General features: G+C 63.2%; 15 protein-coding genes. 13 read left to right on the forward strand and 2 right to left on the reverse strand.

What is annotated here, in order from left to right; all coding sequences use genetic code 11:
• Window positions 1–13 precede the first annotated feature (13 nt).
• The 13 genes from uvrA (at window position 14) to ATC04_RS08230 (ending at window position 13,853) form a co-directional block, all read left to right on the forward strand.
• Window positions 14–2,884, forward strand: a complete 2,871-nt coding sequence (uvrA, locus tag ATC04_RS08170; protein ID WP_047119354.1) for an excinuclease ABC subunit UvrA — start codon at window positions 14–16, stop codon at window positions 2,882–2,884.
• A gap of 109 nt (window positions 2,885–2,993) precedes the next feature.
• On the forward strand, window positions 2,994–3,695 hold the full coding sequence (locus ATC04_RS08175; RefSeq protein WP_047119353.1) for an HAD hydrolase-like protein: 702 nt from the start codon (window positions 2,994–2,996) through the stop codon (window positions 3,693–3,695).
• A complete protein-coding gene (locus ATC04_RS08180; protein WP_047119352.1) occupies window positions 3,696–4,367 on the forward strand; it encodes a lysophospholipid acyltransferase family protein in 672 nt (223 codons plus the stop codon). It begins immediately after the preceding gene.
• A gap of 3 nt (window positions 4,368–4,370) precedes the next feature.
• Window positions 4,371–6,308, forward strand: coding sequence for an excinuclease ABC subunit UvrC (gene uvrC / locus ATC04_RS08185; RefSeq protein ID WP_047119351.1), 1,938 nt, complete (start codon window positions 4,371–4,373; stop codon window positions 6,306–6,308).
• Window positions 6,309–6,317: 9 nt separating this feature from the next.
• Window positions 6,318–7,211 (forward strand): RNase adapter RapZ, encoded by an 894-nt coding sequence (gene rapZ, locus ATC04_RS08190; protein ID WP_047119350.1) that lies wholly within the window; start codon window positions 6,318–6,320, stop codon window positions 7,209–7,211.
• Between the two features lie 5 nt (window positions 7,212–7,216).
• Entirely contained in the window at window positions 7,217–8,242 is a 1,026-nt protein-coding gene (yvcK, locus tag ATC04_RS08195; RefSeq protein ID WP_047119349.1) for a uridine diphosphate-N-acetylglucosamine-binding protein YvcK, read from the forward strand.
• 28 nt (window positions 8,243–8,270) lie between these two features.
• Window positions 8,271–9,251: a DNA-binding protein WhiA gene (gene whiA / locus ATC04_RS08200; protein ID WP_047119348.1), complete on the forward strand. Its 981-nt coding sequence runs from the start codon at window positions 8,271–8,273 to the stop codon at window positions 9,249–9,251.
• A 61-nt stretch (window positions 9,252–9,312) separates the two neighbouring features.
• Window positions 9,313–9,942 (forward strand): superoxide dismutase, encoded by a 630-nt coding sequence (locus ATC04_RS08205; protein ID WP_047119347.1) that lies wholly within the window; start codon window positions 9,313–9,315, stop codon window positions 9,940–9,942.
• Between the two features lie 186 nt (window positions 9,943–10,128).
• Window positions 10,129–11,136 (forward strand): type I glyceraldehyde-3-phosphate dehydrogenase, encoded by a 1,008-nt coding sequence (gene gap / locus ATC04_RS08210; protein ID WP_047119346.1) that lies wholly within the window; start codon window positions 10,129–10,131, stop codon window positions 11,134–11,136.
• Window positions 11,137–11,152: 16 nt separating this feature from the next.
• On the forward strand, window positions 11,153–12,382 hold the full coding sequence (locus tag ATC04_RS08215; RefSeq protein ID WP_047119345.1) for a phosphoglycerate kinase: 1,230 nt from the start codon (window positions 11,153–11,155) through the stop codon (window positions 12,380–12,382).
• Window positions 12,383–12,385: 3 nt separating this feature from the next.
• Window positions 12,386–13,201: a triose-phosphate isomerase gene (gene tpiA / locus ATC04_RS08220; RefSeq protein ID WP_047119344.1), complete on the forward strand. Its 816-nt coding sequence runs from the start codon at window positions 12,386–12,388 to the stop codon at window positions 13,199–13,201.
• Window positions 13,202–13,223: 22 nt separating this feature from the next.
• Window positions 13,224–13,475 (forward strand): preprotein translocase subunit SecG, encoded by a 252-nt coding sequence (gene secG / locus ATC04_RS08225; RefSeq protein WP_047119343.1) that lies wholly within the window; start codon window positions 13,224–13,226, stop codon window positions 13,473–13,475.
• Window positions 13,476–13,565: 90 nt separating this feature from the next.
• On the forward strand, window positions 13,566–13,853 hold the full coding sequence (locus ATC04_RS08230; protein WP_047119342.1) for a hypothetical protein: 288 nt from the start codon (window positions 13,566–13,568) through the stop codon (window positions 13,851–13,853).
• Between the two features lie 417 nt (window positions 13,854–14,270).
• Here ATC04_RS08230 and ATC04_RS19280 read toward each other — a convergent pair whose 3' ends face one another.
• Window positions 14,271–15,599: a hypothetical protein gene (locus ATC04_RS19280; protein ID WP_152666853.1), complete on the reverse strand. Its 1,329-nt coding sequence runs from the start codon at window positions 15,597–15,599 to the stop codon at window positions 14,271–14,273.
• A gap of 289 nt (window positions 15,600–15,888) precedes the next feature.
• Window positions 15,889–16,860 (reverse strand): FAD-dependent oxidoreductase, encoded by a 972-nt coding sequence (locus tag ATC04_RS08235; RefSeq protein WP_047119341.1) that lies wholly within the window; start codon window positions 16,858–16,860, stop codon window positions 15,889–15,891.
• Window positions 16,861–16,891 lie beyond the last annotated feature (31 nt).

Below are 16,891 nucleotides of genomic sequence, written 5' to 3' on the forward strand. Positions count from 1 at the left end.
TTAGTATTGCTTCGTGGCTATTACTGCAGAGAGCAAGAAAACTGATCTGACGCGCCTGGTCGTGAAGGGCGCGCGCGAGCACAACCTGAAGAACGTGGACATCGATCTGCCGCGCGACGCGATGATTGTCTTCACCGGCCTGTCCGGGTCCGGCAAGTCCTCCCTCGCGTTCGACACCATCTTCGCCGAGGGCCAGCGACGTTATGTCGAGTCGCTCTCTGCCTACGCGCGAATGTTCCTGGGCCAGGTCGACAAGCCGGACGTGGACTTCATCGAGGGCCTGTCCCCGGCGGTGTCCATCGACCAGAAGTCCACTAGCCGCAACCCGCGTTCCACTGTCGGCACCATCACCGAGGTCTACGACTACATGCGTCTGCTCTGGGCGCGCGTGGGCCGGCCGCACTGCCCGGAATGCGGCGAGCCGATTTCCAAGCAGACCCCGCAGCAGATCGTGGACCAGCTCATGGAGCTGCCCGAGCGAACCCGCTTCCAGATCCTGGCTCCCGTGGTCCGCGCCCGCAAGGGCGAATTCGTCGACCTGTTCGCGGAGCTGTCAGCCAAGGGCTTCTCCCGCGCCCGCGTGGACGGGCAGACCATCCAGCTGACCGATCCGCCGAAGCTGGCCAAGCAGGTCAAGCACACCATCGAGGTGGTTGTCGACCGCCTGGCCATGAAGGAGGAGGTCCGCCAGCGGCTGACCGACTCCATCGAGACCGCGCTGGGCATCGCCGACGGCCGCGTGCTGGCCGACTTCGTGGACCTGGAGGACGACGACCCGAAGCGCATCCGCTCTTTCTCCGAGAACCTCGCCTGCCCGAACGAGCACCCGCTGGCCATCGACGAGATCGAGCCGCGCACCTTCTCCTTCAACAACCCCTTCGGCGCCTGCGCCGCCTGCTCCGGCATCGGCACCAAGCTGGAGGTGGACGAGCACCTGATCGTCCCCGACGACGAGGTGACCCTCAGTGAGGGCGCAATCGCCCCGTGGTCGCTGGGCAAGGCCACCACCGAGTACTGGAACCGGCTGATCGAGGGCTTGGGCAAGGACCTGGGCTTCAGCATGGACACCCGCTGGAAAGACCTTCCCGCCGCAGCCCGCCAGGCCATCCTGAACGGCAAGGACCACAAGGTCGTGGTGCAGTACAAGAACCGCTTCGGCCGCGAACGCAAGTACTCGACCGGCTTCGAGGGCGTCATCTCCTACGTGCACCGCAAGCACCAGGAAACCGAATCGGACCACGCACGCGACCGCTACGAGCAGTACATGCGCCAGATCCCGTGCCCGACCTGCGGCGGCGCCCGGCTGAACCCGGCCTCGCTGTCGGTGCTGGTGGGCGGCAAGTCCATCGCCGAGGTCTCCGCCATGGACTTGCGCAGCGCCGCCGAGTTCCTGACCACCCTGGAACTGAGCAACCGCGAGGCGCAGATCGCGGTGCAGGTGCTCAAGGAAATCGGCGCCCGCATGAAGTTCCTGCTGGACGTGGGCCTGGAATACCTGACCCTTGAACGCGCAGCCGGCACGCTGTCCGGCGGCGAAGCCCAGCGCATCCGCCTGGCCACCCAGATCGGCTCCGGCCTGGTGGGTGTGCTCTACGTGCTCGACGAGCCGTCCATCGGCCTGCACCAGCGCGACAACCGACGGCTGATCGAGACCCTGCTGCACCTGCGTTCGCTGGGCAACACCCTGATCGTGGTGGAGCACGACGAGGACACCATCGCCGAGGCGGACTGGATCGTTGACATCGGCCCTGGCGCGGGCGAGCACGGCGGCGAAGTGGTGCACTCCGGCTCCGTGGAGGGGCTGAAGGAGAACACCCGTTCGCTGACCGGCGACTACCTTTCGGGCCGCAAGCAGATCGAGATCCCGTCCAAGCGCCGCAAGGTGGACAAGGACCGCAAGCTCAAGGTCGTCGGCGCCAGCGAGAACAACCTGCAGAACGTCAGCGTCGAGTTCCCGCTGGGCGTGCTGACCGCGGTGACCGGCGTGTCCGGCTCGGGCAAGTCGACCCTGGTCAACGACATCCTCTACAAGGTGCTGGCGAACAAGCTCAACGGCGCGAAGCAGGTCCCCGGCCGGCACACCCGCGTGCAGGGCTTGGAGCACCTGGACAAGGTGGTCCACGTGGACCAGTCGCCGATCGGCCGCACCCCGCGCTCCAACCCTGCCACCTACACCGGCGTGTTCGACAACATCCGCAAGCTGTTCGCGGAGACCAACGAGGCGAAGCTTCGCGGCTACCAGCCGGGCCGCTTCTCCTTCAACGTCAAGGGCGGACGCTGCGAGGCCTGCTCGGGCGACGGCACGCTGAAGATCGAGATGAACTTCCTGCCGGACGTCTACGTGCCCTGCGAGGTCTGCCACGGGGCGCGCTACAACCGCGAAACCCTGCAGGTGCTCTACAAGGGCAAGAACATCGCGGACGTGCTGGACATGCCGATTGCGGAGGGCGCCGAGTTCTTCAGCGCCTTCACCCCGATCGCCCGCCATCTGAAAACCCTGGTGGACGTGGGCCTGGGCTATGTCCGCCTGGGCCAGCCGGCCACCACGCTCTCCGGTGGCGAAGCGCAGCGCGTGAAGCTTGCCGCGGAGCTGCAGAAACGCTCCAACGGCCGCTCCATCTACGTGCTGGACGAGCCGACCACCGGCCTGCACTTCGAGGACATCCGCAAGCTGCTGCTGGTGCTGCAGGGGCTGGTGGACAAGGGCAACACCGTGCTGACCATCGAGCACAACCTGGATGTCATCAAGTCCGCCGACTGGGTCATCGATCTGGGACCGGAAGGCGGTTCGGGCGGCGGCACCATCATGGCCACCGGCACCCCGGAGAAGGTCGCGAAGGTCGCCGAATCGCACACCGGACGGTTCCTGGCCGAAATCCTCTAGCCCGGGGGCGCCGCGAGCGGCGAACCCGGGGGAACGGGCGCGGGTATATTCGATTTCAGTTATGGATTATTTACCCGCGTCCGCTTCATGGGATGATGTCCTAGTGAATATGTCGGTAACCAGCGTGCTCTTTGATCTGGACGGGACCCTCGTGGACCCTGCAGGGTCCATAACCTCGGGAATCCGCCATGCCCTGGTGGCCCATGGGCTTCCGGATCCCGGCGAGGAAAAAATCGAAGCGTTGGTCGGCCCGCCGCTGCAGATCGGGCTGCGCACCCTGGACGGTGTCACCGACGCGAATATCGACTCGGTGATCGCCGCCTACCGGGCCCGATACTCGGAGGTCGGCATGCGTCAGTCGGTGGTCTACCCGGGCATGCGTACGCTGCTGGACGGGCTTCGCGCCGCCGGCATCCACACCGCGGTCACCACCGCCAAGCCGCTGCCCATCGCCCGCGAGCTGATCGAGGCGCAGTCCCTGGCCGGCAGCTTGGATGCGGTGCACGGGAACACCAGCGAAGGCGGATCCCACGGATCGAGCAAGGCGCACATCGTGGCCGCCGCGTTGAAGCACGCGGATCTGGATCCGTCGCGTAGCGTGGTGGTGGGGGACCGGCACTACGACCTGGACGCCGCGCGCGCGAACGGCGTGAAGTCCATCGGCGTGCGCTGGGGCTTCGCCCAGGGCGACGAGCTGGACGCCGCCGACTACCGGGTCTCCACCGCGGTCGAACTGGCGCAGCTGCTGCTGGGCAGGGACGGCGCGGCCGAATTGAACTTTGAAGAACTGATGCAGGAAGGTGCACGGTAGATGAGCATCTACACCATGACGCGATCCTCGATCCGCGGCATCATCCACGGCATCTGCCGCGCCGAGGTCACCGGCCTGGAGAACGTGCCCAAGGAGGGCGGCTTCATCGTCGCCTCCAACCACTTGTCCTTCTTCGACTCGCTGATCATCCAGGCGCTGACGCCGCGCGATGTCGCATTCTTCGCGAAGGCCGAATACTTCACCACGCCCGGAGTGAAGGGCAAGCTGATGAAGTCCTTCTTCGAGTCGGTGGGATCCATCCCGGTCCAGCGCGGCGAGCAGGCCGCCTCCGTGGCGGCCCTGGATTCGCTGGTGGAGATCATCGAGGGCGGTTCCGGCATCGGCATCTACCCGGAGGGCACCCGTTCGCGCGACGGCAGGCTGTACCGCGGCCGCACCGGGGTGGGTTGGCTGGCGCTGACCACCGGCGTGCCGGTGGTCCCGGTCGGGCTGATCGGCACCGAGAAGCTGCAGCCCGCGGGCACCAAGGGCTTCCGCCCGGCCAAGTTCCACATCCACTACGGCGAGCCGCTGTACTTCGACAAGCTCGGACGCAAGCACCCGCTGCCGCAGCGCCGCCTGGCCACCGATAGGATCGTCGACGCGATTGCCGAGCTTTCCGGCCAGGACCGCGTGGACTCCTACAACCAGCTGCCCCCGGACGCCAAGTAAGCCATGGCCGATCCCGCCAGCTACCGTCCGAAAACCTCGGACATCCCCACCAGGCCGGGCGTGTACCGCTTCCGCGACGAGCACGGCCGGGTCATCTACGTGGGCAAGGCCAAGATCCTGCGCAGCCGGCTGCTGTCCTACTTCGCCAAGCCCGAGCGGCTCACGCCCAAGACCCGCACCATGGTGTTCACCGCCGCGAGCGTCGAGTGGACCGTGGTGGGCTCGGAGCTGGAGGCGCTGCAGCTGGAGTACACCTGGATCAAGGAGTACAACCCGCGCTTCAACATCGTCTTCCGCGACGACAAGTCCTACCCCTACCTGGCCGTGACCATGGACGAGAAGTTCCCGCGCGCCTTGGTGATGCGCGGGGACAAGCGCAAGGGCGTGAAGTACTTCGGCCCGTTCTACCCGGCCAAGGCCATCCGCGAAACCCTTGACACGCTGCTGCGCGTCTTCCCGGTGCGCAGCTGCGCCCCCGGGGTGTTCAAGCGCGCGCAGGCCTCGGGCCGCCCGTGCCTGCTGGGATACATCGACAAGTGCGCCGCGCCCTGCGTAGGGCGCATCAGCGAGGAAGACCACCGGGCGCTGGCCGATGACCTGTGCACCTTCATGGGCGGGGAGGCCACCCGTTTCACCAAGGCGCTGACCGCCAAGATGCAGGAAGCCGTAGCCCAGCTCGAATACGAGCAGGCGGCCCGCTACCGCGACGACATCGCGGCGCTGAACAAGGTCTTCGAGCGCAATGCGGTGGTGCTGGCGGACAACACCGACGCGGACATCTTCGGCATCCACGGGGACGAGCTGGAAGCCGCGGTGCAGGTGTTCCACGTGCGCGACGGGCGCATCCGCTCCCAGCGCGGCTGGGTCGTGGAGAAGGTCACCGACACCACCGACGGGGAATTCGTCGAGCAGCTGCTCACCCAGGTCTACGCGGACCACGCCGACCGCATCCCGCGCGAGATCCTGGTGCCGACGCTGCCCGAGGACGTGGACGACGTCACGCAGTGGCTCTCCGAGCTGCGCGGCTCGCGGGTCTCGCTGCGCGTGGCCCAGCGCGGGGACAAGGCCGCGCTGGCCGGCACCGTGGTGGAAAACGCCGAGCAGGCGCTGCGCCTGCACAAGTCCAAGCGCGCCGGCGACATCACCACGCGTTCGCTGGCCATGCAGGAGCTGCAGGACGCGCTGGGCGCCGAGCAGGCGCTGCTGCGCATCGAATGCTACGACGCCTCGCACACCCAGGGCACCAACGTGGTCGCCTCGATGGTCGTGTTCGAGGACGGACTGCCCAAGAAGAGCGAATACCGCAAGTTCTCCATCACCGGGGAAGCCGCGCGCGACGATACCGCCAGCATGTACGACGTGATCCACCGCCGTTTCAGCCGCTACCTGAAGGAAAAGGTGGACCCGCTGGTGCTCGCCGGCGGCGAGGTGGAGCCCGGCACCGCCGAGGTGAAGAAGTTCGCCTACCCGCCCTCGCTGGTGATCGTCGACGGCGGCCCGCCCCAGGTCGCCGCCGCCCAGAAGGCCCTGGACGACCTGGGCATCGACGACATCCCCGTCGTCGGCCTGGCCAAGCGCCTGGAAGAGCTGTGGCTGCCGGATGACCCGTTCCCGCTGATCCTGCCGCGTGCCTCCGCCGCCCTGTACCTGGTGCAGCGGCTGCGCGACGAGGCGCACCGCTTCGCGATCACCTTCCACCGGGCCAAGCGCGGCAAGTCGATGCTCGCATCCGAGCTGGATGCCGTGCCGGGGCTGGGCAAGGCCAAGCAGGAAGCGCTGCGCAAGCATTTCGGCTCCATGAAGAAGATCCGCGCCGCCAGCGTGGAGGAGCTGCTCGAAGTGCCGGGTGTGGGCCCGAAGCTGGCGCAAACCATCAAGGATTCGCTTCAAGGCGCGTCACCGGGCGCGGTAAACATGACTACCGGAGAAATTCTGGACTAGCCTTGAAGTATGAGCGCTGAGTATGAAGCCGTAAAGCCCCCGGAGTCCGAGCTGGTGATCGTTACCGGCATGTCAGGTGCCGGTCGCACGACTGTTGCCCACGCCCTGGAGGACCAGGACTGGTATGTGGTGGAGAACCTGCCGCCGGCCATGCTCGGACCCCTGACCGAGCTGATGAGCCGCTCGCAGGGATCCATCCCGCGCATGGCCGTGGTGATGGACGTGCGCTCCAAGGACATGTTCCCGGAGATCCGCGACGCGCTGGCCAATCTGACGGCCAGCGGCGTCAAGTACCGCCTGGTCTACCTCGACGCCAGCGACGAGGTGCTGGTGCGCCGCTTCGAGCAGGGACGACGCCCGCACCCGCTGCAGGGCGACGGGCGCATCGTCGACGGCATCCAGCGCGAACGCGAAATCACCCGCGAGCTGCGCGACGCCGCGGAGATCATCCTGGATTCCTCCTCCATGTCGGTGCACGACCTGGCCCGCTCGGTCAACGAGCTGTTCAGCGAGTCCGGACCGATCATCCTGCGTATCAACGTGATGAGCTTCGGCTTCAAGTACGGCCTGCCCACCGACGCCAACTACGTGGCCGACGTGCGCTTCATCCCGAACCCGCACTGGGTGCCGGAGCTGCGCCCGCAGACCGGCCGCGACAAGGAAGTCTCGGACTACGTGCTCTCGCAGACCGGAACCAGCGAATTCATCGAGAACTACCTCAAGGCGCTGGAGCCCGTCTTCGAAGGCTACCGCCGTGAGAACAAGCACTACGCGACGATCGCCGTGGGCTGCACCGGCGGCAAGCACCGTTCGGTGGCCACCAGCATCGAGCTAGGCCGCCGGCTTGCCCAGCTGCCCAACGTCCGCGTCAACGTCAGCCACCGAGACCTGGGACGCGAGTAGGGATTATGGCTTTCGCTACCGGCCCCATCCCGATCCAGGGCCTGAACCGCAGCGACGACTACCGCAACCCGTCGGTCGTCGCCCTGGGCGGCGGACACGGCCTGTCCGCGTCGTTGTCCGCGCTGCGCCGGCTGTCCACCGACCTCACTGCCGTGGTGACCGTCGCCGACGACGGCGGCAGCTCCGGACGCCTGCGCAATTCCTTCGACGTGCTGCCCCCGGGCGACTTGCGCATGGCGCTGGCCGCCTTGTGCGACGACAACGACTGGGGCCGCACCTGGCGCGATGTCATGCAGCACCGCTTCGAGTCGCTGGAGAACGCTGACGAGCCGCTCAACGGCCACGCCGTGGGCAATCTGCTGATCCTGGCGCTCTGGGAGCTGCTGGACAGCCCGGTGGCGGGCCTGCGCTGGGCTGGCGCCCTGCTCGGGGCTCGCGGCCAGGTGCTGCCGATGAGCACGGTGCCGCTGTCCATCCACGGCGAGGTGCTGGAGGCCGACTCGGCCACCGATACGCTGGTGCGCCGACGCATCGAAGGCCAGGCGAAGATCGCCAAGGCGGGGCACGGGGGACTGGTCACCAACGTGAGCCTTGATCCGCCCGATGCGCCGGCCTGCGCCGAAGCCCTGGAAGCCATCGAACTGGCCGACTGGGTGGTCCTGGGCCCCGGCTCCTGGTACACCTCGGTGCTGCCGCACCTGCTGCTTCCCGACATGCGCCAGGCCATTGCCAGCACCACTGCCAAGCGGCTGCTGACCATGAACCTGGACCTGGAAACCGCCGAAACTTCCGGACTGGATGCCGCGGCGCACCTGGAGGTGCTCAGCCGCTACGCCCCGGAGGTGAAATTCGACGCCATTCTGGCCGACGAATCGCTGGTGAACAACAAGGAGCGATTTGAGCTGGCAGCGCAAAAACTCGGTGCCCGGACCTTTTTTAGTAGAGTAGGAGTATCTGACGGTCGTGCAGTGCACGACCCGTTGCGTCTAGCGGCGGCCTATCACGAGGTGTTTACCGCAATCGGATCCTAGGAAGGATCCATGTAAGGGAGTTTGATTCATGGCATTGACGGCTTCCGTCAAAGACGAGCTGTCGCGGGTGGAAATTCGCAAGCCTTCGGTCCGCAAGGCCGAAGTCTCTACCATGCTGCGCTTCAGCGGAGGATTGCATATCGTCTCCGGGCGAATTGTCATCGAAGCTGAAGTGGACCTGGCTGCGACCGCCCGCCGCTTGAAGATTGCCATTGGCGAGCTGTACGGCCACGATGCCGAGATCGTCATGGTGTCCGGATCGGGGATCCGCAAGGGCAGCCGCTACATCGTGCGCGTTTCCAAGGACGGCGAAGTCCTGGCCCGCCAGACCGGCTTGCTCGACCAGCGCGGCCGCCCGGTGCGTGGCCTGCCCTCGGTGATCGTCAACGGCTCGACGGCAGACGCCGAGGCCGTGTGGCGCGGTGCGTTCCTGTCCCACGGTTCGCTCACCGAACCCGGACGCAGTTCCGCCCTGGAAATCACCTGCCCGGGCCCCGAAGCAGCGCTGGCCCTAGTGGGCGCGGCGCGCCGCCTGGGGCTGACCGTCAAGGCCCGCGAGGTGCGCGGCGTGGACCGCGTGGTGATCCGCGACGGCGACGCCATCGCCCAGCTGCTGACCCGCATGGGCGCGCACGATGCGCTCATGGTCTGGGAAGAGCGCCGCATGCGCAAGGAAGTGCGCGCCACGGCCAACCGCCTGGCGAACTTCGACGACGCCAACCTGCGCCGCAGCGCGCAGGCCGCGGTGGCCGCCGGTGCGCGAGTTGAGCGCGCCATCGAGATTCTGGGTGACGAGGTGCCAGAGCACCTGCGTTACGCCGGACTGCTGCGCCTGGAGCACAAACAGGCGTCGCTGGATGAGCTCGGCCGCATGGCTGAACCACCCATGACCAAGGACGCGATTGCCGGCCGGATCCGCCGCCTTTTGGCGATGGCCGATAAAAAAGCCAGTGATCTGGGAATACCCGGCACCGAGTCCAGCGTTCCAGTAGATGAACTGGAACAGTAAAGTGTCCCCGCGGTAATCCTTTCCGCGGAGATTCATCCAATTGAACAGATTGAGGAGAATCATGGCTGTCTATTCGCTGCCAGAACTGCAGTACGACTACGCTGCCCTTGAGCCGAACATCTCGGCTCGCATCATGGAGCTGCACCACTCGAAGCACCACGCAACCTACGTTGCCGGCGCCAACTCGGCACTGGAGCAGCTGGCTGAGGCTCGCGAAAAGGGCGAGTTCGGCAACATCCCAAAGCTGTCCAAGGATCTGGCCTTCCACCTCGGCGGCCACACCAACCACTCGATCTTCTGGAACAACCTGTCCCCAGAAGGCGGCGACAAGCCTGAGGGCGAGCTGGCTGCCGCGATCGACGACTTCTTCGGTTCCTTCGATGCATTCCGCGGTCACTTCACCGCGTCGGCCATGAGCCTGCAGGGCTCCGGCTGGGCAGTCCTGGCATACGATGCAATCGGCGGCCAGCTGGTCATCGAGCAGCTCTACGATCAGCAGGGCAACGTCCCAGTGGCAACCATCCCGCTGCTGATGCTGGACATGTGGGAGCACGCCTTCTACCTGGACTACGTCAACGTCAAGGCCGACTACGTCAAGGCCTTCTGGAACATCGTGAACTGGGCCGACGTCCAGGCTCGCTTCGAGGCTGCCCGCAACGGCGCCGCCGGGCTGATCGTTCCAGGCAAGTAAACTGACTTATTCGGTAAGTTAGCTCACATTCAGCGCTGAGATGGCGTAGAATGTTTAAGTGTGTGGTGGATCCCGGCATCAGCCGGGATCCGCATGCACGGCACAACGGAGTGTCCTCTTTAAAGTAGGCCACTTCCGTAAGATTGCGGTCGTGGCATCATTTTCCCATTTAGAGGAGATAGTCACGTGACAACCCGTGTTGGAATCAATGGTTTCGGTCGTATCGGACGCAACTTCCTGCGTGCGGTCCTTGCCCACAAGGCGGACATCGATATCGTCGCCGTGAACGACCTTGGTTCAATCGATTCGCTTGCTCACCTGGTGAAGTTCGATTCCGTCCTCGGCCCGCTGGGCGAGCCGGTTTCCGTCTACGGCGACGAGATCGTCATCGGCGAACGCCGCATCAAGGTCCTGTCCGAGCGCAAGCCAGGCAACCTGCCATGGCGCGACCTGAACGTAGACATCGTCATCGAGTCCACCGGCCTGTTCACCAAGGCCGACGACGCCCGCCACCACATCGAAGCCGGCGCCAAGAAGGTCATCATCTCTGCCCCCGCCAAGCATGAGGACATCACCATCGTGATGGGTGTCAACCAGGACAAGTACGATCCGGCCAGCCACGCCATCATCTCGAACGCTTCGTGCACCACGAACTGCCTGGCCCCGGTGGCCAAGGTGCTCAACGACGAATTCGACATCGTCGACGGCTTGATGACCACCATCCACGCCTACACCGCCGACCAGCGGCTGCAGGACGCCCCGCACCGCGACCCTCGTCGCGCCCGTGCCGCGGCGCTGAACATGATCCCGACCTCCACCGGCGCCGCCAAGGCCATCGGCGTGGTGCTTCCGGAGCTGAAGGGCAAGCTCAACGGCTACGCCATGCGCGTGCCGGTCCCCACCGGCTCGGCCACCGACCTGACCGTCAACCTGGCCCGCACCGCCACCGTGGAAGAGGTCAACGCGGCCTTCGAAAAGGCGGCCAGCGAGGGCAAGCTGTCCAAGTACCTCGAATACTCGACCGACCCGCTGGTTTCCACCGACATTGTGACGAACCCGCATTCGGCGATTTTCGATTCCGGGCTGACCACCGTGATCGGCAACAGCGTGAAGGTTGTGGCTTGGTACGACAACGAGTGGGGATACACCTCACGCCTTGTTGACCTTGTCGAATTCGTGGGTTCCAGCCTCTAGTCGATAACCTAGAGACATGACTTCACATACTCTCGACGAATTGCTCGCTGACAACGGTGTCCGCGGACGCTACGTACTGGTCCGCAGCGACCTGAACGTACCGCTCGACGGAGCCACCGTGACCGATGACGGCCGTGTCCGCGCTTCGCTGCCGGTCATTTCCAAGCTGGCCGATGCCGGCGCCAAGGTCATCGTGATGGCCCACCTGGGCCGTCCGAAGGGCCAGTTCGACCCGAAGTACTCCATCGCTCCGGCGGCCAAGCGCCTGAACGAGCTGGCTGACTTCGACGTCACCGTGGCATCCGACGTCGTGGGCCCCTCGGCCCGCGAGGCGGCTGCCGGACTGGCCGACGGCTCGGTCCTGGTGCTGGAAAACGTCCGCTTCGACGCCCGCGAGACCTCCAAGATCGACGCGGAGCGTGTCGAGCTGGCCAAGGAACTGGCCGCGCTGACCGGCCCCGACGGCGCCTACGTCAACGACGCCTTCGGTGCAGTGCACCGCAAGCACGCTTCGGTGTACGACATCGCCGCACTGCTGCCGAGCTACCAGGGCGACCTGGTCGCGACCGAGGTCCAGGTCCTCAAGACCCTGACCGAAGCACCCAAGCGCCCCTACGTGGTCGTGTTGGGCGGTTCGAAGGTCTCGGACAAGCTGGCGGTCATCGACAACCTGATCGGCAAAGCCGACCAGCTGCTCATCGGCGGCGGCATGGCGTTCACCTTCCTTAAGGCCCAGGGTCATAACATCGGCGGCTCGCTGCTTGAAGAAGACCAGATCGCCGTGTGCCAGGAGTACCTGCAGCGCGCCGAGAAGCTCGTCTGCGACATCATCCTCCCGGTTGACGTCGTGGTGGCCGACAAGTTCGGCGCCGACGCAGCCCACGAGGTGCTGGACGCCGACAAGATCGAGGAAGCCAGCTTCGGCTCCAACGGCCTGGGCCTGGACATCGGCCCGAAGTCCGCGGAGAAGTTCGCCAGCTACATCACCGGCGCCAACACCGTGTTCTGGAACGGCCCGATGGGTGTCTTTGAGATCCCTGCGTTCGCCGAGGGCACCCGTACCGTCGCGCAGGCACTGGCCGGTTCGGAGGCGTTCAGCGTGGTAGGCGGCGGCGACTCTGCCGCGGCCGTGCGCGCGCTGGGCTTCTCCGAGGACGACTTCGGACATATCTCCACCGGCGGCGGCGCCTCCCTGGAGTACCTTGAAGGCAAGACCCTCCCGGGTGTTGCCGCACTGGAAGGCTAATTAATGACCATTTCGCAGAACGGCGCCTTTGTGCGCCAGCCGCTGATCGCCGGCAACTGGAAGATGAACATGGACCATGTCCAGGGCATCACCCTTGTCCAGAAGCTGGCGTGGACGCTGAAGGACCACGAGCACGACTACGATCGTGCAGAGGTTGCAGTCTTCCCGCCCTTCACCGACATCCGCGGTGTGCAGACCCTGACCCTGGGCGACAAGCTGGATCTTGTCTACGGTGCGCAGGATCTGTCCGCTCACGATTCGGGCGCCTACACCGGCGAGATTTCCGGGCAGTTCCTGAAGAAGCTGGGCTGCACCTACGTGCTGGTCGGCCACTCGGAACGACGCGAGTACCACAACGAAACCAACGAGGTCATCGCCTCGAAGCTCGCGGCGGCCTACCGCCACGAAGTGACCCCGGTTCTCTGCGTGGGCGAAGGCCTGGAAGTCCGCAAGGCAGGAGAGCATGTAGCCTTCACCCTTGAGCAGCTGAACGAATCCCTGGCGGGCGTGAGCGCCGAGCAGGCCGAAAACCTGGTCATCGCCTACGAGCCGGTCTGGGCCATCGGCACCGGCGAGGTCGCGGGACCGGCTGACGCGCAGGAACTGTGCGCGGCGATCCGCGGGGCACTGGCCGAGCGCTTCGGCGAGGACATCGCGCAGAAGACCCGACTGCTCTACGGCGGCAGCGTCAAGGCCTCGAATGCGGCTGCGATCATGCGTGAACGCGACGTCGACGGCGTGTTGGTTGGCGGAGCCAGCCTCGACGCCGAAGAATTTGCTAATATTGTACGGTTCGAGCATCATCTCGTTACCGACTGAATCTAACTAAGGAACCGTCGTCTTGGATATTATCAAGATCATTTTGCAGGTCCTGCTGGGCATTACCAGTGTCTTGCTGACCCTCCTGATTCTCCTTCACAAGGGTAAGGGTGGCGGTATGTCCGACATGTTCGGCGGCGGCATGACCAGTTCGATGGGCTCTTCGGGGGTCGCAGAGCGAAACCTGAACCGCATCACCATCATCCTTGGCCTGATCTGGGGCGCAGTCATTATTGGCTTGGCCCTGGTGATGAGATTCAATATCGAGGCATAGTCTTCGGCATCGCATCGCGTGCAATCGGTGGGCATTTTCCGCATACTTGTGGAAGATGCCCACCGATTTTTTAATTGCCTGAGCACCAGCATGAGTTCGGACCAGCAGCAGGAGAACGAACCCGCCGACCGCGCCAACGCCGGCTGGATTGCCGGTTTCGGAACCGTCGCCATGGCGCTCGGCGTGGCTTTGGTAGTGATGTTCACGGGGCAGGACTCCCTGCCGGCCGACGGCGGGCTCGCTGTTGCAAACGCCACCCGGACCGAATCCTTGGGCCCGCTGTTGGCAAGCATCATCGCCCCGCTGCTTATTTTCGGCGGCATGGCGTTGGTCTTGCTCTCGTGGTTCTCCGGGCGCACGCTCTCCGGTCTTTTCTAAGACTCAAAGACAGGAACACGTGGACCTCATCAACGTCATCCCCTTCATGGCGGGGCATCTGGATGTCACCGTGGTTGCAACGGTTCTGGCACCCTCGCTGCGCGGTGGCCGACTGCCGCGGAATACCGCGATCGCAATTAAGGCCAGACATACGCTGGCCAGCGATGCGGCGTGGCCATGCAGCCGGCGCACCAGCGCTGAATGCAGCTGTTCGCTGCGGTGGGAATCTGTTGTTAGCCGGTACTACCTCTTTGTGCCTGCTGCAACGGGCCGGATGGGCCTTCGAAGTGACGGGCCTCTGGTTGTGACTTCATCGCGGTGGCGATGAGTGGAGTTTATCCAATGCCGTAGGTTAATGTGGCGCCTTTTCGGGTTGCTTTAAGAAACGTCTAAGCTAACTGAACACAAGCCATTAATCTATTTTGTACTAGGACTATCCGCACCGCTAAGGCCTAGCCGCTCAAAGAGCGATTCACCAAGATGCCGCCGCAGAGGCTCATAGGTATTCGAGGTGAGAACTGAAACCTTTTTCAGTCGACCGCTTTGAGTAAGTGAGTTAATTTGCTTCAGGGCTAAATCATAGTCTTGCTCAAAAACAGATTTGATATGTGCATACAGGGGATCAATACCACGAATGTCCCATGCGGAAGCTTCTGCGCTGACAGAATCTATTTCGCCGAGCATCGTACGTGCTGCCCACGATGTACTTCTGATCCGACAGTCTACGATCAAGTCTGCACGGCCCTTACATAGCTCGGACAGCTTACGCGTAATGTCTAACGAACAGCTGAAATTCCGCTCTTCAAGGGCAATTTCAGCAACTCCTAGGCTCCAGTTAATGGGAGATTGAATACTCGTTGGGAAAAGTTTCATCGAGACACTGGTTACTAGCAATGCTCCCGCGGCTAGCATAAGTTGACATGATGACTCAAGGTACTCAACGGTTGGTTCAAGAACTGTTCCTTTGATGGGTAGTGTCTCGACCTCAGCATTGGCATCCTTCAATACTGACAAATACTGAGAGCTGACCTTACCGTTCGTGTGAACGACCAAATTTCGGCGAGCAAAAATTTCGCGAAACCTGGTCCAATCTCCAGTTACCTTTTTTAGATCGACATCGAATCTGGCAAACCACTTTATCCAGTCTTCAATAGAACCTCTGGCGAGATCCTCTACTGTATTCGCAATAAGATGATCGCGTGCATCATCTACGGAATCGAGATTCCTTAATTCAGATAATGTAATAGAAGATTCTTCTACTTTAGAAATCCCGGGTCTAATTTGAAGAATTTTAGTCGCTAAATCAGTCATTAAAGTCTCAAATCCGCTGACTAAAATGACAAGCATCGAACGGCTCATAAGAGCGGCATGTTCCGGTCGTTTAACTTTCCTTCCAGCTTCCATTATCATTTTCTCAAATACAAAGAAAACCTCAGGATCCCAGTCTTCGGAGGAAAGTGTGAGCCCTTCATCGGGGCCTTTGCTTTTGCTATCAACTGAAGCAGTCACATGTCTAGCAAATAATAATGAAAGTTCTTTTAGTTCCGCAGACTGTTCTTTCGTCAAGTGCTTGGTTAAATTGGGGTCCAGACTCAGGGGTGGCCCATCGTCTTGGCGTATGGTGTCAATTACGCTCAAGCATCCTGAAACGAAACTATAATGTTGTTCGCCGATATAATGGAAAATCTTTTGGTCTTCAATGAATTTATCATTCTGAGTCGCTGTGATTGATTGCTTGTTGGGCATGATTCCATTTCTAGTCTAGGTTTAAAGCCTTGTGGCGCGTGGACTAGGCCTTAGTGGTGGATGGTGCGACGCCAACAACCATTGTCCGGTGAGTTGTTGCGCGTATTCTCGTTAGATCCTGATAGAATACACTTATTGGTTTTGCGGTGAGGCAATTATAGATAAACTCTGAAATTAGCACTCGATATGATATCTATTTAACTTCGTAGAGTGCACTTGGTCAATAACTAGATGCGATAGTTTTCATCATAATTCCGTGTCACCTAAGTTTCGCTCAGAAATTTTGGTTTTATAAATCACTGAACTGCTGCGCAAGTTCAACAACCCGCCGTGCGGTGCCCCAGGACAGCTTGACTCCGGCGCCGCCGTGCCCGTAGGCCGCGATCACCGGCAGCGGGTGGCCTGCGACGTGATCCAGCCGGATGGTCTCTCGCGCCGGGCGCAGGCCGACCTTGTGCTCCAGCACTTCCAGGCCTTCCAGCTCCGGCACCAGCTTGGCAGCGCGCTCCAGGATGTCGATGGAGGTCTGCGGCTCGACCTCGCGGTTCCAGTCGTTCGCGGTGTCGGTGCCGCCGACGATGATGTCCTCGCGCCGGGGGATGATGTAGCTGACGCCTTGCGGGTAGTCGTCGTCGCACAGCCACTGCGTCAATTTCTTCGTGTTGGCCAGGCGCACCACCTGCCCGCGGATCGGGTAGACGGTCTCATCGTCGCCCAGCAGCTCGCCGCCGCGCAGGCCCGCAGCCAGCACCACCAGATCCGCTTCGTCCTTGAGCTCCGCCAGATCGCCAACGGTGCGCTTTTCGAACTTCACGCCCAGCGCTTCGACCTGGCCGCGCAGCCAGCCAAGGTAGGTGCTCATGGTGATGATCGGCACCGTCGCCCAGACGCCCGCGTGGGCACCGTCCGGCAGATCCGCTGGGGATGCTTCCTCGGTGCCGGCGACGATGCGGGTCCAGCTGCGGTCCGCGCCCGGCAAGTGGTCCACGTTCAGGCCGCGGCGCAAGTCGATGCCGGTCTCGGGGTTTTCCGAGAGCTGCTCGAAGCGGGCCAGCGAATCCGCCAGCAGCTGGTCGGCGGCCGGGGAGTTCTCCGAGTGGTAGGGGAACCAGATGGCCGCGGCGACCGAGGAGACGCACTCGTGCAGCTCCTGGTCGTAGGCGACGGTGACCTGGTGCCCGGCGGCGGCCAGCTCGTGGGCCGCGGACAGGCCGATGACGCCGGCGCCGATCACGGTGATGCTCGAGGCAGTGCTGGGCATGGGGGAGTCCTTTCGGGAAAAGCAAAGGCCG

The sequence above is a fragment of the Arthrobacter sp. YC-RL1 genome (genome assembly GCF_001454985.1).
Taxonomy (GTDB): domain Bacteria; phylum Actinomycetota; class Actinomycetes; order Actinomycetales; family Micrococcaceae; genus Glutamicibacter; species Glutamicibacter soli.